The organism is Paenibacillus sp. FSL M7-0896 (genome assembly GCF_037975415.1).
GTDB lineage: Bacteria > Bacillota > Bacilli > Paenibacillales > Paenibacillaceae > Paenibacillus_AQ > Paenibacillus_AQ silagei.
This window is the reverse complement of sequence record NZ_CP150250.1, coordinates 4,113,250-4,135,946: the sequence shown is the minus strand read 5'-3', so window position 1 is coordinate 4,135,946 and position 22,697 is coordinate 4,113,250. Positions and strand designations below refer to the sequence as shown.

Here is a 22,697-nt window from a genome sequence, read left to right as displayed (position 1 = left end):
TTCAGGAGGTGATCTGCTTACGAACTTTTGGGAGGAAAACCTATGGCAGATGCGTTGGTTATTGTAGAATCACCATCAAAAGCGAAAACGATTGGTAAATATCTGGGCAGCAAATATATTGTTAAGGCATCAATGGGGCATATCATAGATTTGCCAAAAAGCCAGATCGGTGTGGATGTGGAGAATCAGTTCAATCCCAAATATATAACGATCCGCGGCAAGGGCTCTATCTTGAAGGAACTTAAGGATGCCAGCAAAAAAGTGAAAAAAGTCTATCTCGCAGCTGACCCGGACCGCGAAGGGGAAGCTATTGCCTGGCATTTGGCAAATGCGCTGAATTTGGATAATACACAGGAATGCCGCGTGGTCTTCAATGAAATTACCAAGCAGGCGGTTAAGGATGCCTTCAAGACACCGCGCAAAATTAATATGGATCTGGTGAACGCCCAGCAGGCGCGGCGGATTCTGGACCGGCTTGTCGGTTACAAGATTAGCCCACTATTATGGAAGAAAGTCAAAAAAGGCCTCTCCGCCGGACGGGTACAATCGGTAGCGGTCAAGATTGTGATGGACCGGGAGAATGAAATTTCTGAATTCATTCCTACAGAATACTGGAGCATTACTGCCCGGCTGGCGATTCGGGATTCTGAATTCGAAGCCAAGTTCCACCGGCTGAACGGCGAGAAGAAGGAACTGGGTCAAGAGAGCGATGTGCAGGAAGTGCTGGAAGCGATTAAGAACGCGGCCTTCCAGGTCAAAGAAGTGAAAGAGAAGGAGAGACAGCGGCATCCATCCGCTCCGTTCACGACAAGCTCACTGCAGCAGGAGGCTGCCCGTAAGCTGGGCTTCCGCGCCTCCAAGACGATGTCTGTTGCACAGCAGCTCTATGAGGGAGTGGAGCTGGGCAAGGAAGGCACTGTCGGTTTAATCACTTATATGCGTACAGATTCCACGCGTATATCCACTACCGCACAGGATGAAGCCAAGGAGCTGATCCAATCCAAATACGGTGAGAAGTTCATTCCCGAGACGCCGCGTCAATATTCCAAGAAGGCTGCGGGCGCCCAGGATGCGCATGAAGCGATCCGTCCGACCTCTGCGCTGCGTGAGCCGGATACGGTCAAGGAATTCATGAGCCGTGATCAATTCCGGCTGTATAAGCTCGTATGGGAGCGCTTTGTGTCCAGTCAGATGTCTTCCGCGCTGCTGGATACGTTGTCGGTAGATATTACAGCCGGTACAGCGATATTCAGAGCGGTAGGGTCCAAGGTCTCGTTCCCGGGCTTCATGAAGGTGTATGTGGAAGGCAATGATGACGGCACAACAGACGAAGAGAAGTTCCTACCGCCGCTTAAGGCAGGCGATGAGCTGGTGAAGCGAGAGATTGAGCCGAAGCAGCATTTCACCCAGCCGCCGCCAAGATATACAGAAGCCCGTCTCGTCAAGACGCTTGAGGAACTGGGCATAGGCCGTCCAAGTACGTATGCGCCGACCCTGGAGACGATCCAGAAGCGAGGGTATGTGGCGATTGAAGAGAAGAAGTTCATGCCGACAGAGCTTGGAGAGCTAATCATAGAGCAAATGGAAGAGTTCTTCCCGGAAATTCTCAATGTGGAATTCACTGCCCATATGGAAGGGGATCTTGACCATGTGGAGGAAGGCGCGGAGGATTGGGTGAAGGTACTGGCCGAGTTCTATGAATCCTTTGAGAAAAGACTCCTATATGCGGAAGAAGAAATGAAGGAAATCGAGATTGAAGATGAGGTCTCCGATGAGCTGTGTGAGAAATGCGGCAAGCCGATGGTCTATAAGCTGGGCCGGTTCGGCAAATTCCTGGCCTGCTCCGGATTTCCGGAATGCCGCAACACCAAGCCGATCATTAAGGATATCGGTGTTAGCTGTCCGAAATGCCATGAAGGCAAGGTAGTGGAGCGGCGCAGCAAGAAGGGGCGTATCTTCTACGGCTGCGACCAATATCCGGGCTGTGACTTTGTTTCCTGGGATAAGCCGTCAGTGAAGCCATGTCCGGCTTGCGGCTCCTGGATGATCGAGAAGCGCAACAAGCAGGGAACCAAGCTGCAGTGCACCTCATGCGATCATACAGAGGCTGTAATCGAGAGCGATGAGTTAGCAGAATAATAGGGTCACAGGAGGAACGGAAATTGACAGAAAAAGCACAAGTAACCGTTATCGGAGCAGGTCTGGCCGGAAGTGAAGCCGCCTGGCAGATCGCTTCGCGCGGAGTTCCGGTCAGATTGTATGAGATGCGTCCGGTCGTAAAGACACCGGCGCATCATACAGATCAGTTCGCCGAGCTGGTCTGCAGCAACTCACTGCGGGCGAATGGCCTCGGAAATGCAGTGGGTGTACTTAAGGAAGAAATGCGGCGTCTGGGCTCTCTGGTACTGGGTGCAGCCGACAGGCATGCCGTTCCGGCGGGAGGCGCTCTTGCTGTTGACCGGGACGGATTCTCCGGTGAAATCACGTCCATGCTGCATAACCACCCTTTGGTAGAAGTCATAAACGAAGAACTTACGCATATACCGGAGGAAGGGATTGTTGTTATTGCCACCGGGCCGCTGACTTCACCCTCCTTGTCCTCGGAGATCAAGGGACTGCTTGGCGAAGAGTATTTTTATTTCTATGATGCAGCGGCTCCGATTGTAGAGAAAGACAGCATCGATATGAGCAAGGTCTATTTGGCCTCCCGCTATGATAAAGGCGAAGCCGCCTATCTGAACTGTCCGATGACGGAAGAGGAATTCGATATTTTTTATGATGCGCTGATCTCGGCTGAGACGGCTGCACTCAAAGATTTTGAGAAAGAGATTTACTTTGAAGGCTGTATGCCGATTGAAATTATGATGAGACGCGGCAAGCAGACGGCACTGTTCGGCCCTATGAAGCCTGTAGGACTGATGAATCCTCATACAGGCAAGCTGCCTTACGCGGTTGTGCAACTTCGTCAGGATAATGCTGCCGGTACGCTGTATAATCTGGTTGGCTTCCAGACCCATCTGAAGTGGGGAGAGCAAAAACGCGTATTCTCACTCATTCCGGGCCTGGAGCAGGCGGAATATGTGCGTTATGGGGTCATGCACCGCAATACCTTCATTAATTCCCCCAAGCTGCTGCAGCCCACTTACCAGATGAAGGGCCGGGAGAGACTGTATTTTGCCGGCCAGATGACCGGGGTGGAAGGGTATGTAGAATCTGCTGCTTCCGGTATGATCGCGGGTATGAACGCAGCGAGAGCAGCGCTTGGCGAAGAGAGCCTGATCTTCCCCGAGGATACGGTGCTGGGTAGCATGCCCGCCTATATTACTTCGGCAGATCCTGAACATTTCCAGCCGATGAATGCCAATTTTGGCCTGCTGCCGAAGCTTGAGACGCGGTTCCGCAGCAAAAAAGAGAAGAACGAACGTCTGGCTTACCGGGCGCTTGACAGCCTTGCTGCTTATGCTGCGGCCCATGAATTGAAGTATGCTGAGCCGGAGCCGGTGGATGCTGATCCGGCAGAAGCGGATAGTCCTGCACAACCGGCACAATAGGTTCAGGCCTGAATTACCTAATCTGAGGAGGGTGCCCATCATGTTACCCAGCTTTCATGCAACTACGATTTGTGCGGTAAGACATAACGGCCATGCGGCGATTGCCGGTGACGGCCAGGTTACATTCGGAGAGAGTGTCATTATGAAGACGACGGCCAAGAAGGTCCGCCGCCTGTACAGAGGTCAGGTCATTGCCGGGTTCGCAGGCTCCGTTGCTGATGCGATTACGCTGTTCGAGAAGTTCGAGGGGAAGCTTGAGGAGCACCATGGCAATCTGCAGCGGGCAGCGGTGGAGCTGGCCAAGGATTGGCGCCAGGACCGCATTCTGCGCAAGCTGGAAGCGCTCATGATCGTAATGGATAAGGAAGGCATGCTGCTGATCTCCGGCAATGGTGAAATTATCGAGCCGGATGATGATGTACTGGCAATCGGCTCCGGCGGTAACTTCGCGCTGGCTTCCGGACGGGCGCTCAAGCGCCATGCCTCCCATCTGGGTGCCGGTGACATTGCCAGAGAAGCGCTGCAAATTGCCTCCGAGATCTGTGTATATACCAATTCCAATATTATTGTCGAAGAGTTATAGGCAAGGTGCCATATATAAAGGGAGGAAGTCACAATGGTGAATCAATCGCTTACGCCACGCCAGATCGTAACAGAGCTTGACAAATATATCGTAGGTCAAAAGCAGGCCAAGAAATCAGTGGCCGTTGCCCTCCGCAACCGGTATCGGCGCAGTCTGTTGTCCGAGGAGCTGCGGGATGAGGTTGTACCAAAGAATATCCTGATGATCGGCCCTACCGGTGTAGGTAAAACAGAGATCGCCCGGCGTCTGGCTAAGCTTGTTAATGCCCCGTTTATCAAAGTCGAAGCGACCAAATTCACGGAAGTCGGCTACGTGGGGCGTGATGTGGAGTCGATGGTCCGTGATCTGGTAGAGACTTCTATCCGTATGGTGAAGCTGGAGCGCACCGAAAAGGTGAAGGACCGCGCAGAAGAGCTGGCGAATGACCGGATTGTGGCCATTCTGGTCCCTTCCTCCTCAAAGGGGAAATCGCAGCGCAATCCGTTTGAGATGATTTTTGGCGGGAACAACGGCGGGGCGGAAGAATCCAAGGAAGAGCCGGAGGACGGAAGCCTGAGCGAACGCCGCAGAGGGATCAAGTTCAAGCTGCTTGCCGGCCAGTTAGAGGATGACGTCATTGAGATTGATGTCGAGGACACGACGCCTTCGATGATGGATATGTTCGCCGGGCAGGGCAATGACCAGATGGGTATGAACATGCAGGAGATGTTTGGGAACCTGCTGCCGAAGCGTACGAAGAAGCGCAAGCTGCCGATCCGTGAAGCCCGTAAGGTGCTGATTCAGGACGAAGCGGCCAAGCTGATTGACACGGACGATATGATTCAGGAGTCGGTAGCACGCGCCGAGCAATCCGGGATTATTTTCATCGATGAGATCGACAAGGTGGCCAGCCAGGGCAAGGGCTCCGGTCCCGATGTATCCCGCGAAGGCGTGCAGCGCGATATTCTGCCCATCGTCGAGGGATCGACAGTCATGACCAAATACGGGCCTGTGAAGACAGACTACGTGCTGTTCATCGCCGCAGGCGCTTTTCATATTGCCAAGCCTTCAGATCTGATCCCTGAGCTTCAGGGGCGCTTCCCGATCCGTGTAGAGCTGAGCAGTCTGACACTTGAGGACTTTGTATCTATTCTTACGGAGCCTGAGAACGCACTTACGAAACAATATGTGCATTTACTGCAGACGGAGAACATTGAAATCCAGTTCCAGAAGGAAGCCATTCAGGAAATTGCCAAGATCGCGGCCTCCGTGAATCAGAATATGGAGAACATCGGGGCACGGCGTCTTCATACGATCCTGGAAAAGCTGCTGGAGGATCTATCGTTCGAGGCGCCTGAGCTGACGCTCGACACAATGGTCATCACTCCGGAGTATGTTCGCGAAAAACTGGCAGGAATCGCGCAGGACCGCGACTTAAGCCAATATATTCTGTGAGAAGGCAGAGCTATAAAATCATTAATATAGGTAATTCGAATTATGGTTATACAAATTTGATTCTAAATTCATGCATAAAAAGTTAAAAAAATCTATAATAAAACATAAAATGTAATATAAAAGGAAAATAATTGTAAAAACATGCTTTAAGCCCTCTCTTTTCAGAAAAGATAGGGCTTATTTCTTATTGTAATAATATACAAATTCTAAGAGAATCAATGTATGTGAGATTGACATAAGAATCATTCATCGACATGGTTCGACTTTAAGACGAATATGTTGTGAAAAAAATGACTTTATTTGTCGAAAATAAGCAGGGATTTGAACAAAGTTGTGGAATTCTTTTCATTATGATAGGTTTGGAAGGGGGATTACTATGGGTTTGCTGAACAGTGTCAGTTTTCAAAGATTACAAGGAGGCCTAGATGCCGCCACCAAACGACAAAGTGTTCTGGCTAATAATGTAGCAAATAATGATACACCAAATTTTAAACGTTCAGATGTCAGCTTTGAGAGCTTCCTGAGAGATCAGGAGAGCGGACTTAAAGCCACGCTGGGTGCGAAAGTATCAGACTCCCGTCATTTCCGCTTCGGGACAGTGACCGGCATGCCGGCCGCTGTGGTCAGTACCGATGAGACTACATCTATGAATAACAACGGCAACAATGTGGATATGGATCGTGAACAGGCACTGAGCGCCGAGAACCAGCTGAGATACAACTCCTATGTTGAACAGCTGAACAGTCAGATCACAATGATGCGTACAGTTGTACAGGGAGGGTAATGAATAATGAACTTTGGCAGCAGCTTTGGTATTAGCGCCTCGGCTTTAACCGCCCAGCGACTGCGGATGGATGTGATCTCCTCCAATATCGCCAACGCCGAGACTACAAGAGCCTCCGTGGTGGACGGCAAAGCCGTACCTTACCGCCGTAAGCTCACAGTTCTGGAAACTACTCAGGCTGACAGCTTCGCGAATATACTAGGCTCCAAGATGAGCGGCGGCAATGATGGCGTCAAGGTGAAATCGATTATCGAGGATTCTTCTCCGCTCAAGCCGGTGTATAATCCGAGCCATCCTGATGCGGACGCTGACGGTTATGTCTATATGCCGAATGTGGATGTGACCAAGGAAATGGTAGACATGCTGTCTGCCTCCCGTTCTTACGAAGCGAATGTTACGATGCTGAATGCATCCAAATCCATGGTGACCAAGGCGCTTGAAATCGGCCGGTAGAATGAATTGACTGTCTAGGGGGAGAAGAATTGATACAGAATTTATTGATCGGGAACCAGGCGGTTCAGCCGCTCGCTATGAAATCCGTAGCTGCAGAATCCTCAGCCGTGCAAGAGCCGGGACAGAGCTTCGGTTCATATCTGGAGAATGCGCTTAACCAGGTAGCAGATCAGGAACAGCAGGCGAAAGACATGAGTAACAAATTTGTACTGGGAGAGGTCAACATTGATGAGGCTATGATTTCGTCCCAACAGGCATTGCTGAGTTTGCAGCTGACTACACAAGTCCGGAACAAAGTGATTGAAGCCTATCAGGAAATTATGAGAACTCAAATCTAAATAATCCTAGCTACGTTTCGGATGGGGTGACACTGTGAATGAAAGATTGGCCCAGTACCGGGAGAAGATAACCCAGTATTGGAACAGATTCAGCGGTAAACAGAAGATATTATTTTTCTCCACTCTGTTTATTATCATTATAATAATCGTAGTTACGACCATGCAGTTATCGAAGGTGGAATACGAGGTTGCTTTTCAGGACCTGGACAGTACCGATTCAGCGGGAGTTATGAGTTATTTGGATACATCAGGGGTGTCTTACCGTTTAAGCCCGGATGGTAAAAGTATCTCAGTTCCCAGTACGGACGCTGCACGTATCAAGATAGCTGTTGGTTCTCAGGGAATCGTTCAGCAAGGCTCAATTGGGTACAAGGTATTCAATGAATCCTCGTCCATGATCGGTACTACAGACAGTGAATTCAATGTTAAATACAACAATGCGCTTAATGGTGAAGTTGAACAGCTGATGAGAAGGATGCAGGGAATCAAAGATGCCAAGGTTCTCATTACCCTGCCGAAGGAGACAGTATTCGCCTCACAGGAGGATCAGGAGAAAGCGCAGGCTTCCGTGGTAATGAGCTTTGATCCGGGATTCAGACCTTCCCAGGAGAATATTGACGGCTACTTCAATCTCGTGAAGACCGCTGTCCCGAATCTTCCCATCGACAACATTACAATCACCAACAACGAGGTGGAGCTGAAACCGACGGCCAAGGGCGGCCAGGCGGGGATCTCCAGCCAAGTTGAAGAGAACTTCGCACTCAAGAAGAAATTCGAAGATGATGTGAAGCGAGATGTGAAGCAATTCCTGAGTACTCTCACAGGTCCCGATAAGGTCGATGTCCTGGTGTTCTCCAAGCTTAATTTCGATAAGGAGAACAGAAAGGAAGATGTCGTAGTACCGGTGGATGCTGAGAATATGAAGGGGATTGAGATCAGCTCGCAGATTATCAGCAAAACATTCTCGGGCCAAGGGAACACTTCCGGAGGAGTCGCAGGTACAGGATCTGAAGATGTTGCAGGTTATCCTGCGGGGGCTGACACAGGTGCTTCTTCTTCTGAGGAATCATCGGAGACAAGGAACTATGAAGTTACTAGAATCACTAAAGATATTATCGCAAGTCCATATACTGTAAAAGATTTAACCATAAATGTCGCGGTTGAACCACCTGCAGGACAAACAACTTTGGACGAGGCTACTTCAGGAGCGATACAGAACATTCTGGTCAACATTGTCCGCGCGTCCCTGGCAGATTCAGGTATCACTTATACAGACGCAGACCTGACCAAAAAAGTTTCGGTATTCTCGCAACAATTTGGAGGTGCCACTGCCGAGAACGCATCCGGCGGACTGGCAACCTGGATGATCTGGGCCATCGGTGCGGCTGCTCTGCTGGTCGGTGCAGGCGGAGGCTATCTGATCTACCGCAGCCGCAAGAACAAGCAGGAGGAAGAGGTCGAAGAAGATATTCCGCTGCAGGTTCCTACCGAGTTCCCTTCAATTAATATGGATAGCGTGACGAATGAAAGTCAGGTCCGCAAGCAGCTGGAAAGTCTGGCGAAGAAGAAGCCGGATGAATTCGTGAATCTGCTCCGCACTTGGCTTGCTGAAGAACAGAGGTGAAGAGATGGCAAAAGCTAGCCAGCAGGGACTCAGCGGCCGTCAAAAGGCGGCGATCCTGCTTATCACACTAGGGCCTGAAGTATCGGCACAAATATTTAAGCATCTGCGGGATGAGGAGATCGAACAGCTGACGCTGGAAATTGCGAATGTACGCAAGGTGGACAGCGGGGAAAAAGAGTCGATTATGTCCGAATTCCACCAGATCTGTCTCGCACAGGAATATATCTCGCAGGGCGGTATCAATTACGCCAAAGAGATTCTGGAGAAAGCTCTCGGCTCGGCCAAGGCGCTCGAAGTCATCAACCGTCTGACGGCAACGCTGCAGGTAAGACCTTTTGATTTTGCCCGTAAGGCTGATCCGAACCAGATTCTCAACTTCATTCAGAACGAGAATGTACAGACCATTGCACTTGTACTCTCTTATCTGCAATTTGAACAGGCGGCCTCCATTCTGTCTTCCCTGCCTCAGGAGAAGCAGGCGGAGGTGGCCAGAAGAATAGCGATTATGGACAGCACCTCTCCAGAGGTTGTCACCCAAATCGAACGTGTACTGGAACAGAAGCTGTCTGCTACAGTCACCCAGGATTATACGAATGCAGGCGGTATCGAATCCATTGTACAGATTTTGAACGGCGTAGACCGTGGTACAGAACGGACCATTCTGGATTCCCTGGAAATTCAGGACCCGGAGCTGGCCGAGGAAATCAAGAAGCGGATGTTCGTCTTCGAGGATATCGTCAATGTCGACAACCGTTCCATTCAGCGGATTATCAAGGATATCGACAACGCGGACTTGCAGCTTGCGCTCAAGGTGGCCAGCGAGGAAGTGCGGGATGTGATCTTCCGCAATATGTCCAAGCGTATGGCCGAGACCTTCCGCGAGGAAATGGAATACATGGGACCTGTGCGGCTGCGTGATGTGGAAGAAGCACAGACCCGCATCGTAGGCACGATCCGCAGACTCGAAGAGTCTGGTGAAATTATCATCGCCCGTGGCGGAGGAGATGACATTATTGTCTAAGCTGATCAAGCATTCTCAATATATTCCGGTAGATGTGCTGAAGCGTCTTGAACAGGCCAGGCATCATGCAGGTCTGACTGAAGAGCCGGCTCCTGAAGAGCCTCCGGGTGAAGTACACTACCAGGACCCCGCGAGAGAGGCAGCGGAGCAGTCACGCAAGCAAATGCTGAAGGATGCTCAGGAGTTCGCGGAGAGTCAAGTCCGCAGCGCCTCCGAGGAAGCGGAGAATATTGTGGAATCAGCACGGACGGAAGCTGAAGAATGGTGGCGCGAGCGTAGAGAACAAGATGAGCTGCTGATCGAAGCCGTCAAATCCGAGGGGTATCAGCAAGGGTACCAGGAAGGTCTGGCTCAAGCAGAGCAGGAGATGTCCCGGCGTCTCGCCGAGATGATGGAAGAAGCGCGGACCGTACTTCAGGAAGCCTACCGGGCAAGAGATGTAATTATTCAGGAGGCGGAACCGTTTCTTGTAGAGCTAAGCTGCGATATTGCTGAGAAAATCGTGGACAAGCAGCTGACCGTTGAACCGCAATTTGCGATGGATCTGATCCGTAAGAATCTGGCCCGCAAACGCGAGCAGGGGCTGATCTCACTCTGTGTGTCTCCTGCACAGTTTGCTTTTGTCAATGCGGCCCGCGAAGAACTCTCGCTTGCTGTGGACTCTCAGGCTGAACTGCAGATCCTCCCGGATTCAACAGTCAGAGATCTGGGATGTGTGATCCGGTCTTCCTTCGGCAGCATCGATGCCCGGGTTGATACCCAGCTTGCCGAAATTAAAAAAGAGCTGCTAAGAATCGCTCTGGACTCGGAAGAACACGGAAATGGGGACGACGATGCTTGACAGCAGAAGATACAAAGAGCAGCTGCGTAACTTCGATCCGGTAAGGATTAACGGTAAGGTTACACAGGTTATTGGGCTGATGGTGGAGTCGGAGGGGCCTGACGCCAGCATCGGTGATGTGTGCTATATCTATCCTGCCAAAGGAAGTAAGCCGCTTCAGGCAGAGGTTGTGGGGTTCCGTGATAACAAGGTGCTGTTAATGCCGCTTGGCGAACTGCAGGCCATCGGGCCAGGCTGTGATGTGGTGGGCACCGGCAAGCCGCTGAGCGTTCAAGTCGGCTCGGAGCTGCTCGGGAAGGTTCTCGACGGTCTGGGACAGCCGCTGGACGGTTCGCTCATACCGGCCAGAATGCCGCATAGCTCCACCTTCAATATTCCGTCCAATCCGCTTAACCGCCCGCGGGTCGCCGAGCCGATCAGCATTGGAGTCCGGGCTATCGATGGACTTTTGACGATTGGCAAGGGGCAGCGTGTGGGGATTTTTGCCGGCTCGGGTGTGGGGAAGAGTACCTTAATGGGGATGATTGCCCGCAACACCTCGGCAGATGTCAATGTGATTGCGCTGATCGGTGAACGGGGCAGAGAGGTGCTTGATTTCATTGAGCGTGATCTGGGACCTGAAGGCCTTCAGCGTTCGGTAGTCATTGTGGCTACTTCCGATCAGCCTGCGCTGATCCGGATCAAGGGGGCGCTGATCGCTACTACGATTGCCGAGTACTTCCGTGACCGTGGTCTGAATGTCATGCTCATGATGGACTCGGTAACGCGTTATGCGATGGCGCAGCGCGAGGTGGGACTGGCTGTCGGTGAGCCGCCTGCGATGAGAGGGTACACACCTTCTGTGTTCGCCAGTCTGCCTAAGCTGCTGGAACGGGCCGGGACGGGTCCTACAGGCTCAATCACCGCGTTCTACACGGTGCTGGTTGACGGTGACGATATGAACGAGCCGATAGCAGACGCTGTACGCGGTATTTTGGACGGACATATTGTTCTGAACCGGAATATAGCCAACAAAGGACATTTTCCAGCGATCGATGTTCTCGCAAGCATCAGCCGGGTGATGAAGGATATCGCCCCGGAGGAGCAGATTGCAGCAGCCGAGAATGTGAAGCGCCTGATGGCGGTGTATAAGGATTCCGAGGATCTGATTAACATCGGAGCCTACCAGAGGGGCTCTAACGCGCAAATCGATGAGTCGATGCATTACATCGACAGTATCTGGGATTTCACCAAGCAAAAAGTGAACGAGAAGGTAACCCTTAGCGAAGTGCAGCAGACTTTAATTTCACAGTTCTCGAGGAGTTGATTGATCATGAGATTCCATTATACTTTTCAAAAAGTGGTGGACTTGAAGGGTAACGAAAAAACACAGGCAGAGTGGATGCTCTCAAGCGCGCTCGGAGAACTGCAGGCACAGGAAAAAAGCCTTGATGAATTAATCGGCCAGCGCAGCACGCTGATGTTCTCCCTGCAAAGTGCAGCACAGCAGAAGACACCGATGGCTAAGCTTCGCGAAATGCAGGATTACGTAGATTATCTCGACAAGTGCATTACCCGCAAGCATTCCGATATCAGCCGGGCACATGTTGAGGTTCAGAATAAGCAGGATCACCTGAGTACTAAGGTTCTGGATGAGAAGGTATGGCTTAAGGCCAAAGACAAAGCACAAACCGCATTTCTGCAGAATATGAGTTTACGGGAACAAAACGAACTGGATGAGATGGCTACCGTCCGCTTCGCGATGAAATCCCTCTAACCCGGGAGGTTTCCGCCAGTGGCAAATAATCAGATGGAATTTGAAGATGAAGGGTCGGCAGGCAAATTAGAGCGTTTTTTGTTCTTGATGATTCCAATCATTTTCACGCTTGTACTGCTTGGCGTACTGCTCACCCTATTTAATATGGATATCCGTAACAACGTGCTGGCGATTGCCAACAAAATTCCTGTTATAGAGAAATGGGTGCCTGATCCGCCGCCGGACCCGGCAGCGCCGGGTGAAGCCGCAGAGAATCCGCCGGCTGAGAGCAAGGAGCAAGCCGCCAGCTCCGCGAGCACGATCAAAGAGCTCAAAGCACAGCTTACCGCCCAGGAGGAGAAGCTGAAGAAGGCTGAGGAAGACAAGGCGGCGGAGACCACCAAGGCTGAAGCGCTTCAAAAGCAGGTTGAAGAGTTAAAGACTGCCGCTGAAACGGCTGCAGCCACTGAGGAAGAGGAAGATCCTTATCTGAAGAAAGTGACGGATCTGGCCAAGCTCTACGCCGGCATGAAGGCCTCCAAAGCGGCACCGATTATGGAGAATTTGACTACCGATGAGATGGTTCAAATCTTCAGTGTCATGAGTAATGCCAGCAAAACGGCCATCCTGGAAAAAATGGATGCCAAAAAAGCGGCAGATGTCTCCATAAAGCTAAAAGAAACCACAAATTCAACCGATATGGCTATTGCAGCCCTGCAATCCCGGCTGAAGCAGGAGGCGGGTACCGCTACTCCCAAGCCTTCAGCTAATCTGGATCAGGAGAAGCTAGGCCAGACCTTTACCAGTATGCCCGCTGCGGATGCGGCAGTGCTGCTTGGCTCCATGTACAGCCTTAGTCCGGATAAGGTTATCACGGTGCTGAATACGGTCAGTGATTCGGTCCGCTCCTCGATTCTGGGGGAGATGACCAAGAAAGACAGCAAACAGACAGCCAAAATTGTCAACCGTCTGATGGGCGGGAAATAACCTTTGAAGGGAGGTGAAAAAGATGAGTATTATTCTACAAACCTTAACCGCAGGCAATCTGGCTGCTTCCGGCGGCACAACGCAGGGAACAACCGGAACGGTTAATCCGGCGACGCCATTTGCCCAGACGCTTGTGCAGAGCATGGTGGGAGTTACCGCTGTCAAAGGCACTGAGACTCCTGCAGCCGGTAATTTGGCTTCATTATTGCAGGGACTCCTGAGTGCTGTTCAGGCTAAGGGAGAAGAGACAGGCAGCGCAGATGTCAAGCAAACGAATCTGCTGGAAGGTCTTGTGCAGGATATTGAGAAGCTGGACACCAGCCTTGCGGCTGATCCGGCGCTGATTGCAGCGCTTCAAGGCTGGCTGCTTCAAGTATCTGCTTTTGTGTCCGGCAATCCCTCTACAGGTTCACAGGATGCCTCGGCTACTGCTGCTGATACATCCATCAGCTTGTCGCCGCTTGCCAAGAACCCTGAAACCCTGCGCTTTGCCGTTCAAGATGAACTGAACAGCCTGCTTCAACAGGTTCAGACGGCAGCTGTCAGCGGGGATCAGGAGACTGCTGCCAAAGGAGCGGCGCTGCTGAATCAATTCTCGGCTATTATGGCGGAGAGTGCGCCTGTTAATCACAAGTCCATGGCTAACAAGGCTCCAGCAGTTGTGGATGCTCCAGCGGTGTCGCTTAAGCAGGCAACGGAAAGCGAGCCCAAGGTGGAAATGTATAGCAAAGCAGATTTGGCAACGGATGTCCGTAGGTTGTTAGGGGCTTCAGCTAGCACTCGTTCCATGTTGGATGCAGCAGCAGCCGGTACCGCCGAAGCTGTAATTGCAGATGAGGGCTCCACTCCTGTTCTTGCAGGAATGGCAGCTTCGATGAAGAAGACCGTATCAGCCGAGGAGGCTTTGCCCGCTGGCGAAGCAGCGACCGCAGAGCCGGAGGTTGTAACGGCCGGCCAATTATCCCTGCGGCACGGAATTACTGCACCGCTCAAGGCGGAAGCCGCGCCAGTGCCGGTTCAGCAATTCGCCCAGGAGATGAACACCTTCATCAGCGGCAAGCTTGAGATTGTCAAGAAGGGTGGAGTGGCTGAAGCTACGATTACCTTATTCCCGGAGAATCTGGGACAAGTGGATGTGAAGATTTCCATGCAAAACGGTAATCTGGTGGCACAGTTCATGACCCAGCATGCCGGAACCAAGGATATGCTTGAGCAGCAGATGAGTCAGCTTCGATTGGCCTTGCAGTCCCAGGGACTTCAAGTAGAGCGCCTCGAAGTGACGCAGAACAACAGCTCCCCTCAGTCACAGTGGACCGGAGGTCAGGGTCAGCAGACAGGCGCGGGCGGACAGCAGCAAGGCAGACGTTCACGGGAACGCCAGGAAGAATCGGCAGATGCCGTGCTTGCCGCAGAGCTTAATGGAGAATGGAAAGACTGGGTATCAGCAGCTCAGCAGGACAGTAACCAGAGTGGCGGATTCTCAACCAAGATTTGATCGATAGGATAAGCGAGGTGAAATGATATGGCAACGAATCCCGTGTCTAACAGCAACGAGTGGAATTATGTAGCGAATGATAAGACACCCAAGACCACAGGCAACTCTACACTGGGCAAGGATCAGTTCTTGAAAATACTGATTACCCAGCTGCAGAACCAGGACCCGATGCAGCCAATGGAGGATAAGGAATTCATCGCTCAAATGGCTCAGTTCTCATCTGTAGAGCAGCTTATGAATATATCCACCCAGCTTACAGCACTGAATCAGTCCCTTGGCTCTGTGTCCGGATTGATCGGGAAGGATATCACCTGGACGGATGCCGAGACGAAATTGCCGAAATCAGGCAATGTCGAATCGATTGTGGTCAGCAGCGGTGTGCAATACGCAGTGGTAGGCAAGGAGCGGGTTGCTCTGACGGATATTACGCAAATTCAGAATGCCGGCACTACACCTGCAGCGGGCAGCGAGACTCCAGCGGGTAGCGAGACACCAGCGGCCAGTGAGACTCCAGCAGCCAGCGAGACTGAAACAAGCGGCGGGGAGAGCGGGGAGACATCATGAGTGACAGAATAACTATCGGACAATTATATCCGGCAGCTGTACATCCTTCCGCCTTGCAGCGTCAGCAATCTGTTAAGGGTTCCTCAAGTTCTGAAGCGTCGTTCGAGAGTGTGCTGCAGAAGAATATGCTGAAGTTTAGCAATCATGCAGCCAAACGCCTGGAGCAGCGCGGAATCGAGCTTGGCAGCCGCCAGCTGGATCAGATCTCCTCTGCGGTAGACAAAGCAGCCGCCAAAGGCAGTAAAGAATCTTTGATTCTTATGAAGGATATGGCACTGATTGTAAGTGTAAAGAACCGGACAGTGGTTACAGCGATGGACGGCAATTCAATGAAAGACAATGTATTTACGCAGATTGACAGTGCGGTAATTATATCTTGACTTCGGCTGGTCCTTACTGGAGAGCCGATCGTGGCTGCCGACCGACTGACGCGGCCACCGCTCCAGCTTCATCTTTCATTTCTTAAGAGTCAGAAGACTCTATAACCGGGAGGACGATTAATAATGTTAAGATCTATGTACTCAGGGGTTTCAGGTATGCGCGGATTCCAGACTAAGCTCGATGTCATTGGTAACAATATTGCGAATGTCAATACCATCGGCTTCAAGTCAGGACGCGTGATGTTCAAGGATATTATGAGCCAGACTGTCTCTGGGGTTACAGCACCCGGAGAAGAGGGACAAGGCGGTGTCAATGCCAAGCAAATCGGTCTTGGGGTATCCATTGGTTCCATTGACACTTTGCACACAGCTGGTAGTGCGATGACAACGAATAACCCTACAGATCTGCGAATCGATGGAGACGGATTCTTTCTGGTGAAGCTTTCGGGTGATCAGGAGGTTCCATTCCTGACCCGTGCCGGAGATTTTCATGTGGATGCGGGCCGCAATCTGATTACATCGGATGGCCTGCATGTCGTTGACTCCGGAGGCGGACCCATTCAGATCGCTGACGATGTTACGGCATTCTCCATCTCCAGTGACGGAACGATTGTGCAGACAATGGCAGACGGCACTACTGAGGCTGGTGTACAGATTGGCATGGCTAAAGTCAGCAATCCGCAGGGGCTTGAGAAAATCGGCGGAAATCTGTACCGGGTGACCTTAAATGCAAATGATGGAGGTGCATTGGAACCGACAACTGCCAATGATCCAGAAGCCGGGACAGGTACCATCGTTACCGGCCAGCTGGAAATGTCCAATGTGGATCTGACCGGCGAGTTTACAGAAATGATTGTTACCCAGCGTGGATTCCAGGCGAATTCACGGATTATCACCACTTCCGATGAAGTATTGCAGGAAGTAGTTAATCTGAAGCGTTAAGCCTGAACCGTAATATGTAACTTGCTGAATAATAACGTTTTGCCTGCAGCGGAAATGTTATTGCAGTCGTGGGGGAGGAGCTCCTCCCCCTATTTAGGTTAGGAGGCCTGTCATGATTTCGGTAACAAGATTGAACGGGGCGGGGATGTGGCTGAATGCCCTGCTGGTTGAAATGGTTGAAGAATCACCGGACACGTATATTACGCTGGTAACCGGCAAAAGGCTGATCGTGCTTGAGAAGGCCGATGAAGTCATTAGCAAGATCAAGGAATATAACAGGGACATAGGCACACACGCTGCCACCATTAAAGTCCAGTCAATGGAGGAGCTTTCATGAAAAAGATGCTGCCATGGCTCATCACGATATTGCTGGCCATTACCCTTATCGTAGTCGCTGCATTTTTGCTGATGGACAGATTTTTCCCGGGTGACGGGAATGAAATGAACAAGGCTGTCCAGAACGTGGAGACGAAGAAGATGACTGCTGATGAAATTGTTAAGATGACGGCCGAAATCCAGGATATCAAAACTAATCTCGCCGATCCCGATTACATCCTTTCAGTTGACATCGCGCTTCAATTAGATTCAGCGGCGTCCAAGGAAGAATTCGAAAAGATAAAATCGATTAAAATAACACCGCTGATTATCAAAGCGATTGCCGATGCCAAACCCGAGGAGCTGAATGGGGCCAGCGGCAAAGATCAGTTCAGCAGCAAACTGGTGAACATCATCAACAAAAACCTGACAGAAGGTTCGATTACCCAGATTGAATTCACCAAATTCATAATGGCACCAATGTAGCTGCAGGCGGGTCAATTCTTTGATGGGGGGGTGATTGAATTGGTTGATGTACTATCACAAAACGAAATTGATGCTCTGCTTGCTGCACTTTCATCCGGTGAAATGGATGCCGACGAACTTAAAAAAGAAGAAACTACTAAAAAAATCCGCTCTTATGATTTCAAACGGGCCGTACGCTTCTCCAAAGATCATATCCGCAGCTTAACCCGGATTCATGATAACTTTGCCCGCTACCTTACAACGTACTTTTCGGCTCAATTGCGCACCTTCGTGCAGATCAATGTCGTTCAAGTAGAGCAGCTCCCTTATGACGAGTTTATCCGCTCCATTCCCAAAATGACGATATTGAATATTTTTGAGGCCGAGCCGCTGGAGGGCCGGATGGTGATGGAGGTGCATCCGAATATTGCTTTTGCCATGCTGGACCGTCTGCTTGGCGGCTTCGGAACGGCACCCTCCAAAATCAACGCATTGACTGAAATCGAAACGACCATTATGGAGAGGATTTTCAGCAGATGCTTTGAAAGTCTGCAGGAAGCCTGGAAGACGGTGCTTGATATCCATCCCCGGATGGAGGCGCTGGAAACGAATCCGCAGTTTATGCAAATTGTATCGCCTAATGAAACGATTGCCCTGATCTCCCTCAGTACCAAAATAGGAGACACAACGGGGATGATCAATCTCTGTATCCCGCACGTTGTGCTGGAGCCGATTATGTCAAGACTCTCGGTGCACCAGTGGTTTGTCTCTGAGAAAAAGGTGCGGGATGAGGTAGAGCTCGAAGCCATCCGGGCAAGAGTGCACCGGGCGCAGCTTCCCATCGTGGCTGAGCTGGGCGAATCGAATTTATCCATTGCTGAATTTCTCGGGCTCAGCATCGGCGACGTGATTTCTCTTAACAAGACGGTGGATTCCGGTCTGTCGATTAAGGTGGGGGACAAGCTGAAATTCATTGGAAGTCCGGGGATGATCAAAGAACGTGTGGCTGTGCAAATAGACGAGATTGTCAGCGAAGGGGTTGAAGAGTTTGACGAGTAAAGATTATTTGTCCCAGGAAGAGATAGATGCTCTTCTTAGACAGTCTGCGGAAGGCAATTTGGCTCCTTCACCGAAGACCGTGGATGATTACCTAACACCTTTTGAACAGGATGCACTGGGAGAGATCGGCAATATCACCTTCGGAAGTGCGGCAACCGCACTCTCCACCTTGCTGGGTAAGAAGGTAGACATTACTACCCCTAAGGTATCCATTATTACACGCGGAGAGTTCGAGGAAGCCTTTCCCAAACCTCATGTAGCTGTTCACGTACAGTATGTTGACGGTTTCCAGGGAATTAATTCTCTGGTGATCAAGATCAGGGATGCACAGGTCATTGCCGACTTGATGCTCGGCGGGGAAGGAGATCCCAAAGACGAGGAACTGAACGAGATTCATATCAGTGCCGTGCAGGAAGCGATGAACCAGATGATGGGCTCGTCCGCTACCTCAATGTCAACGATCTTCAACAGATTCGTCAACATTTCTCCGCCTGGTATTGATATTCTTAACATGTCCAGCGGAGAAGGTGTAGGTAGCCTGCCGGATGATGAGACTCTGATCCAGATTTCCTTCCGCCTCAAGATCGGCGATCTGATTGATTCCACCATCATGCAGCTGCTGCCGGTACAATTCGCCAAGGATATGGTGACCATGCTGCTAGGCGATGTCAGCCAGGCTGACCAGGAAGCGGCAGTCTCCTCTGCGGAAGCCACACCGCCTCCGGCTGCGGCAGCCGCACCAGCGCCTGCACCGGAACCAGCGCAGGCACCGCCTACAGCTCAGCAGCAGATGCCGGCGCCGGAGGCGGGAGGTTACCCGCCGCAATATCCGCCGCAGGGTCAGGGCATGCCGCCTTATCCGGGAATGCCGGAAGGGGGGTATTATTATCCTCCGGCAGGGATGCCGGCGTATGGGATGCAGGGCATGCCGCCTTACGGAATGCCGCCTCAGGGCACGCCCTATCCGCAGGCTCAGCCGCAGAATCCGGCACAGGGCCGTAATGTGAATGTACAGCCTGTGCAATTTGCGAATCTGAGTGCAGGGGCTTTTGGCAATATTGACGAAAATAATTTAAATTTATTAATGGACATACCACTGAAGGTAACCGTAGAATTAGGAAGGACCCAGAAGCAGATCAAAGATATTCTGGAAATGTCGCAAGGTTCAATTATTGAACTGGACAAGCTGGCAGGTGAGCCTGTTGACATTCTGGTTAACAACAAGCTCATTGCCAAGGGGGAAGTCGTAGTTATCGACGAGAACTTCGGTGTCCGCGTTACGGATATCGTCAGCCAGTGGGACCGTATACAAAAATTACAATAAGCATACTTAGGGAGGATTTTGTAAAAATGGCTAACCGAATTCTAATCGTGGACGATGCAGCATTTATGAGAATGATGATCCGGGACATTTTGTCGAAGAACGGATTTGAGGTAGTGGGTGAAGCCCAGGACGGTTCACAGGCTATAGAGAAATTTAAGGAACTGCGCCCGGATCTGATCACGATGGATATCACCATGCCTGAAATGGACGGGATCGCCGCCCTTAAGGAGATCAAAAAAGTAGATGCCAATGCCAAAGTCATTATGTGTTCAGCCATGGGTCAGCAGGCTATGGTTATTGATGCAATCCAGGCCGGTGCCAAGGACTTTATTGTGAAGCCTTTCCAGGCAGACCGTGTCATTGAAGCCATCAATAAAACGCTGGGTATATAGGAACGAGGTATGTTATTTGCTTCCGGAACGCTCGGAGACAGTAGTAATGCCCTGCTGAATTTATTGAAGGTTGTTTTTTTTCTGGCAGTCATTGTTATTCTTATCGTGCTGCTGATCCGTTTTCTGGGACGCCGCAATCAGACTCTGATGAGCGGCCGTTCCATCCGTACGCTGGGTGCGCTGGGGCTGGGTCCGAATAAGTCGGTTCAGGTCATTGAGCTGGGCGGCAGCCTCTATCTGATCGGAGTGGGCGAGGACATCACCATGATGGATAAGATCACCGATCCGGCAGAGGTGGCGCTGATTATATCCGCTTTTGAAGACCAGGCCTCAGGAACGGACAACTTCATGGCACCGCTTATCGCCAAAATCAAGTCCAAGCTGCGCGGTGAGGTGCCGTCCCAGGAAATTGAGATTCATGAGACTTCGTCTTTCTATGAGACGCTGCAATCCAAGCTTGCCCTGGCGCCAGAGCGCAAAGAGAAGCTGGAGGAACTGCGCAGGGATGAGGATCTCAGGAAAGAGTCGGAGGATTTATGAAAAAAAAGCTGATTCTTTCTTTTTTGCTGCTTGGTATTTTCAGTGTGCTGCTCCTGCATCCGGTTCAGGCTGACCCGATTCCTAATATCAATATCTCGGTGGGGGACAACGATGCCCCAAGCGGGGGGACAAGCTCCATCTCCATCCTGCTGCTGGTAACGGTGCTTAGCATTGCTCCTTCATTCCTGGTGCTGATGACCAGCTTCACGCGGATCGTGATCGTACTTGGGTTCGTAAGAACCTCACTTGGTACACAGCAGATGCCTCCGAATCAGGTGCTTGTAGGACTGGCTCTATTCTTAACCCTGTTCATTATGTCGCCGACGCTGGCAACCGTGAACGAGACGGCCTTACAGCCCTATATGAAGGGCACCCTGACCCAGAGCGAAGCACTGAACAAAGCGCAGGAGCCGATTAAGGAGTTTATGTTCAAGCAGACGAACACGAAGGACCTGCTGCTGTTCATGAACTATACCGGCAATAACGCTACAGTGAAGCCAGCCAGCTATAATGATATTCCTTTAACAGTAATGGTACCTGCTTTTGCAATCGGCGAGATGAAGAAGGCTTTTACCATGGGCTTTATGATTTTTATTCCTTTTCTTATTATTGATATTGTGGTGTCCAGCACCCTGATGGCCATGGGGATGATGATGCTGCCGCCGGTCATGATATCTTTGCCTTTCAAAATTATGCTCTTTGTGCTGGTGGACGGCTGGTACCTAGTAGTCAAATCACTGCTGCTGAGTTTTAACACCTGACTTGTAAGAGGAGGCACATGGGATGAATGCGGAGTTTATTATCGGTCTGGCCGGCCAAGCCGTATATTTAGTGCTGGAGACCAGCGCCCCCATGCTGATTCTTGGTCTGGTGGTAGGACTGATCGTCAGTATTTTTCAAGCCACAACCCAGATTCAGGAGCAGACCCTGGCGTTTGTTCCCAAAATCGTTGCCGTACTGCTTGCTTTACTGCTGTTCGGTCCGTGGATTATAACGAAGCTGGTGGATTTCACCAGCCAAATTCTGGGCAGTCTCTATATGTATATCGGTTGAGACTATGAATATAGAGACCCTGCTGCAAAGTTTTCCTGTCTTTCTGTTGATTTTTTGTCGAATTACCGCCTTTTTTGTTGTCGTTCCTGTCTTTTCGTCACAAAGCGTGCCGGCAACATTCAAAATCGGTTTGTCTTTTTTTGTGTCCATGGTCATCTTCAGCTCAGGCAGCATGAATATTACGGTTCCGCAGGATCTGGGGTTTATCCTCCTGATTATCAGGGAGGCATTAATCGGGCTGTTGCTTGGGTTTATCGCCTACCTGATGTTTATGACGATTCAGACTGCGGGCTCTTTTATCGATATTCAGATCGGGTTCGGGATTGCGAACGTCATTGACCCGATGACCGGGGCTTCTGCACCGATTATCGGCAATTTCAAGTATATGATTGCACTGCTGCTGTTCCTGAGCATGAATGGCCACCACTACCTGCTGGATGCTATCGTATACAGCTATAAATGGGTGCCGATAGATAATGATCTGTTCCTCAAAATGATCGGCGGAAGCTTGTCTGAGTTTCTGATCCGCACCTTTGCCCAATCCTTTATGCTGGCCTTCCAAATGTCGGCTCCGCTGGTCGCTGCACTGTTCCTGACGGATGTAGGCCTGGCCTTCCTGGCGAGAACGGCTCCGCAATATAATGTGTTTGTCATCGGTGTTCCGCTCAAAATCATTATCGGTCTGGCGCTGCTTCTTATACTGATGCCGGGGCTGGCTGCGCTGTTCCAGAATCTCTTCGAGATTATGTTCGAGTCCATGCACAACCTGCTTGGCCTCATTGGGAAGAGTCCTTAGGCTACGGTAAGGAGAGATTGT

General features: G+C 50.9%; 26 protein-coding genes. All 26 read left to right on the top strand.

The window, feature by feature from the left end; all coding sequences use genetic code 11:
- The first annotated feature begins 42 nt into the window (after nt 1-42).
- The 26 genes from topA (at nt 43) to fliR (ending at nt 22,676) form a co-directional block, all read left to right on the top strand.
- Nucleotides 43-2,139, top strand: coding sequence for a type I DNA topoisomerase (gene topA, locus MKY12_RS17750; protein ID WP_339310160.1), 2,097 nt, complete (start codon nt 43-45; stop codon nt 2,137-2,139).
- 23 nt (nt 2,140-2,162) lie between these two features.
- Nucleotides 2,163-3,551, top strand: a complete 1,389-nt coding sequence (trmFO, locus tag MKY12_RS17745) for an FADH(2)-oxidizing methylenetetrahydrofolate--tRNA-(uracil(54)-C(5))-methyltransferase TrmFO (RefSeq protein ID WP_339310158.1) — start codon at nt 2,163-2,165, stop codon at nt 3,549-3,551.
- 40 nt (nt 3,552-3,591) lie between these two features.
- Complete coding sequence (hslV, locus tag MKY12_RS17740; RefSeq protein ID WP_036724650.1) at nt 3,592-4,134, top strand: ATP-dependent protease subunit HslV; 543 nt, start codon at nt 3,592-3,594, stop codon at nt 4,132-4,134.
- A 33-nt stretch (nt 4,135-4,167) separates the two neighbouring features.
- Nucleotides 4,168-5,568 (top strand): ATP-dependent protease ATPase subunit HslU, encoded by a 1,401-nt coding sequence (hslU, locus tag MKY12_RS17735; protein WP_036724651.1) that lies wholly within the window; start codon nt 4,168-4,170, stop codon nt 5,566-5,568.
- Between the two features lie 376 nt (nt 5,569-5,944).
- A complete protein-coding gene (gene flgB / locus MKY12_RS17730) occupies nt 5,945-6,352 on the top strand; it encodes a flagellar basal body rod protein FlgB (protein ID WP_036724652.1) in 408 nt (135 codons plus the stop codon).
- A 6-nt stretch (nt 6,353-6,358) separates the two neighbouring features.
- Entirely contained in the window at nt 6,359-6,805 is a 447-nt protein-coding gene (flgC, locus tag MKY12_RS17725; protein ID WP_036692480.1) for a flagellar basal body rod protein FlgC, read from the top strand.
- Between the two features lie 29 nt (nt 6,806-6,834).
- Entirely contained in the window at nt 6,835-7,143 is a 309-nt protein-coding gene (gene fliE, locus MKY12_RS17720; protein ID WP_036724654.1) for a flagellar hook-basal body complex protein FliE, read from the top strand.
- A gap of 34 nt (nt 7,144-7,177) precedes the next feature.
- A complete protein-coding gene (gene fliF, locus MKY12_RS17715; protein ID WP_339310157.1) occupies nt 7,178-8,767 on the top strand; it encodes a flagellar basal-body MS-ring/collar protein FliF in 1,590 nt (529 codons plus the stop codon).
- Nucleotides 8,768-8,771: 4 nt separating this feature from the next.
- The gene (gene fliG / locus MKY12_RS17710; protein ID WP_036692485.1) at nt 8,772-9,788 is read left to right on the top strand and encodes a flagellar motor switch protein FliG; all 1,017 of its coding nucleotides are present in this window, start codon (nt 8,772-8,774) and stop codon (nt 9,786-9,788) included.
- Entirely contained in the window at nt 9,781-10,629 is an 849-nt protein-coding gene (locus MKY12_RS17705; protein ID WP_339310156.1) for a FliH/SctL family protein, read from the top strand. Before fliG ends, MKY12_RS17705 begins: the two co-directional genes overlap by 8 nt.
- The gene (gene fliI / locus MKY12_RS17700) at nt 10,610-11,935 is read left to right on the top strand and encodes a flagellar protein export ATPase FliI (RefSeq protein WP_339310155.1); all 1,326 of its coding nucleotides are present in this window, start codon (nt 10,610-10,612) and stop codon (nt 11,933-11,935) included. Before MKY12_RS17705 ends, fliI begins: the two co-directional genes overlap by 20 nt.
- 6 nt (nt 11,936-11,941) lie before the next feature.
- On the top strand, nt 11,942-12,385 hold the full coding sequence (gene fliJ, locus MKY12_RS17695) for a flagellar export protein FliJ (RefSeq protein WP_339310154.1): 444 nt from the start codon (nt 11,942-11,944) through the stop codon (nt 12,383-12,385).
- An 18-nt stretch (nt 12,386-12,403) separates the two neighbouring features.
- Nucleotides 12,404-13,351 carry a kinesin gene (locus MKY12_RS17690; protein ID WP_339310153.1) on the top strand — a complete coding sequence of 316 codons (948 nt, stop codon included), beginning with the start codon at nt 12,404-12,406 and terminating at the stop codon, nt 13,349-13,351.
- Between the two features lie 22 nt (nt 13,352-13,373).
- Entirely contained in the window at nt 13,374-14,846 is a 1,473-nt protein-coding gene (locus tag MKY12_RS17685) for a flagellar hook-length control protein FliK (RefSeq protein WP_339310152.1), read from the top strand.
- Nucleotides 14,847-14,873: 27 nt separating this feature from the next.
- Complete coding sequence (gene flgD, locus MKY12_RS17680) at nt 14,874-15,410, top strand: flagellar hook assembly protein FlgD (RefSeq protein WP_339249049.1); 537 nt, start codon at nt 14,874-14,876, stop codon at nt 15,408-15,410.
- Nucleotides 15,407-15,790, top strand: coding sequence for a TIGR02530 family flagellar biosynthesis protein (locus MKY12_RS17675; protein WP_036724665.1), 384 nt, complete (start codon nt 15,407-15,409; stop codon nt 15,788-15,790). The genes flgD and MKY12_RS17675 overlap by 4 nt, the downstream gene beginning before the upstream one ends.
- 123 nt (nt 15,791-15,913) lie before the next feature.
- A complete protein-coding gene (gene flgG / locus MKY12_RS17670) occupies nt 15,914-16,732 on the top strand; it encodes a flagellar basal body rod protein FlgG (protein WP_036724668.1) in 819 nt (272 codons plus the stop codon).
- 112 nt (nt 16,733-16,844) lie between these two features.
- On the top strand, nt 16,845-17,069 hold the full coding sequence (locus MKY12_RS17665; protein WP_036724671.1) for a flagellar FlbD family protein: 225 nt from the start codon (nt 16,845-16,847) through the stop codon (nt 17,067-17,069).
- On the top strand, nt 17,066-17,533 hold the full coding sequence (locus MKY12_RS17660) for a flagellar basal body-associated FliL family protein (protein ID WP_339310151.1): 468 nt from the start codon (nt 17,066-17,068) through the stop codon (nt 17,531-17,533). The genes MKY12_RS17665 and MKY12_RS17660 overlap by 4 nt, the downstream gene beginning before the upstream one ends.
- A 39-nt stretch (nt 17,534-17,572) precedes the next feature.
- Nucleotides 17,573-18,571 carry a flagellar motor switch protein FliM gene (gene fliM / locus MKY12_RS17655; RefSeq protein WP_036692509.1) on the top strand — a complete coding sequence of 333 codons (999 nt, stop codon included), beginning with the start codon at nt 17,573-17,575 and terminating at the stop codon, nt 18,569-18,571.
- Nucleotides 18,561-19,895 (top strand): flagellar motor switch phosphatase FliY, encoded by a 1,335-nt coding sequence (fliY, locus tag MKY12_RS17650; RefSeq protein ID WP_036724675.1) that lies wholly within the window; start codon nt 18,561-18,563, stop codon nt 19,893-19,895. Before fliM ends, fliY begins: the two co-directional genes overlap by 11 nt.
- Nucleotides 19,896-19,921: 26 nt before the next feature.
- The gene (locus MKY12_RS17645; RefSeq protein ID WP_036692515.1) at nt 19,922-20,287 is read left to right on the top strand and encodes a response regulator; all 366 of its coding nucleotides are present in this window, start codon (nt 19,922-19,924) and stop codon (nt 20,285-20,287) included.
- A 9-nt stretch (nt 20,288-20,296) separates the two neighbouring features.
- Nucleotides 20,297-20,827 (top strand): flagellar biosynthetic protein FliO, encoded by a 531-nt coding sequence (locus MKY12_RS17640; RefSeq protein ID WP_339310149.1) that lies wholly within the window; start codon nt 20,297-20,299, stop codon nt 20,825-20,827.
- Entirely contained in the window at nt 20,824-21,588 is a 765-nt protein-coding gene (gene fliP / locus MKY12_RS17635) for a flagellar type III secretion system pore protein FliP (RefSeq protein WP_339310147.1), read from the top strand. The genes MKY12_RS17640 and fliP overlap by 4 nt, the downstream gene beginning before the upstream one ends.
- Before the next feature lie 22 nt (nt 21,589-21,610).
- Nucleotides 21,611-21,880 (top strand): flagellar biosynthesis protein FliQ, encoded by a 270-nt coding sequence (gene fliQ, locus MKY12_RS17630; RefSeq protein WP_036692523.1) that lies wholly within the window; start codon nt 21,611-21,613, stop codon nt 21,878-21,880.
- Nucleotides 21,881-21,884: 4 nt separating this feature from the next.
- Complete coding sequence (gene fliR / locus MKY12_RS17625; protein WP_339310146.1) at nt 21,885-22,676, top strand: flagellar biosynthetic protein FliR; 792 nt, start codon at nt 21,885-21,887, stop codon at nt 22,674-22,676.
- The last annotated feature ends 21 nt before the right edge of the window (nt 22,677-22,697 follow it).

What these genes read in the sequence shown, in the direction of transcription:
- topA (WP_339310160.1), top strand. Translation starts at nt 43, where the DNA reads ATGGCAGATGCGTTGGTTATTGTAGAATCACCATCAAAAGCGAAAACG.
- hslV (WP_036724650.1), top strand. Translation starts at nt 3,592, where the DNA reads ATGTTACCCAGCTTTCATGCAACTACGATTTGTGCGGTAAGACATAAC.
- hslU (WP_036724651.1), top strand. Translation starts at nt 4,168, where the DNA reads ATGGTGAATCAATCGCTTACGCCACGCCAGATCGTAACAGAGCTTGAC.
- flgB (WP_036724652.1), top strand. Translation starts at nt 5,945, where the DNA reads ATGGGTTTGCTGAACAGTGTCAGTTTTCAAAGATTACAAGGAGGCCTA.
- flgC (WP_036692480.1), top strand. Translation starts at nt 6,359, where the DNA reads ATGAACTTTGGCAGCAGCTTTGGTATTAGCGCCTCGGCTTTAACCGCC.
- fliG (WP_036692485.1), top strand. Translation starts at nt 8,772, where the DNA reads ATGGCAAAAGCTAGCCAGCAGGGACTCAGCGGCCGTCAAAAGGCGGCG.
- fliI (WP_339310155.1), top strand. Translation starts at nt 10,610, where the DNA reads ATGGGGACGACGATGCTTGACAGCAGAAGATACAAAGAGCAGCTGCGT.
- fliJ (WP_339310154.1), top strand. Translation starts at nt 11,942, where the DNA reads ATGAGATTCCATTATACTTTTCAAAAAGTGGTGGACTTGAAGGGTAAC.
- MKY12_RS17685 (WP_339310152.1), top strand. Translation starts at nt 13,374, where the DNA reads ATGAGTATTATTCTACAAACCTTAACCGCAGGCAATCTGGCTGCTTCC.
- flgD (WP_339249049.1), top strand. Translation starts at nt 14,874, where the DNA reads ATGGCAACGAATCCCGTGTCTAACAGCAACGAGTGGAATTATGTAGCG.
- MKY12_RS17675 (WP_036724665.1), top strand. Translation starts at nt 15,407, where the DNA reads ATGAGTGACAGAATAACTATCGGACAATTATATCCGGCAGCTGTACAT.
- flgG (WP_036724668.1), top strand. Translation starts at nt 15,914, where the DNA reads ATGTTAAGATCTATGTACTCAGGGGTTTCAGGTATGCGCGGATTCCAG.
- MKY12_RS17665 (WP_036724671.1), top strand. Translation starts at nt 16,845, where the DNA reads ATGATTTCGGTAACAAGATTGAACGGGGCGGGGATGTGGCTGAATGCC.
- MKY12_RS17660 (WP_339310151.1), top strand. Translation starts at nt 17,066, where the DNA reads ATGAAAAAGATGCTGCCATGGCTCATCACGATATTGCTGGCCATTACC.
- MKY12_RS17645 (WP_036692515.1), top strand. Translation starts at nt 19,922, where the DNA reads ATGGCTAACCGAATTCTAATCGTGGACGATGCAGCATTTATGAGAATG.
- MKY12_RS17640 (WP_339310149.1), top strand. Translation starts at nt 20,297, where the DNA reads ATGTTATTTGCTTCCGGAACGCTCGGAGACAGTAGTAATGCCCTGCTG.
- fliP (WP_339310147.1), top strand. Translation starts at nt 20,824, where the DNA reads ATGAAAAAAAAGCTGATTCTTTCTTTTTTGCTGCTTGGTATTTTCAGT.
- fliQ (WP_036692523.1), top strand. Translation starts at nt 21,611, where the DNA reads ATGAATGCGGAGTTTATTATCGGTCTGGCCGGCCAAGCCGTATATTTA.
- fliR (WP_339310146.1), top strand. Translation starts at nt 21,885, where the DNA reads ATGAATATAGAGACCCTGCTGCAAAGTTTTCCTGTCTTTCTGTTGATT.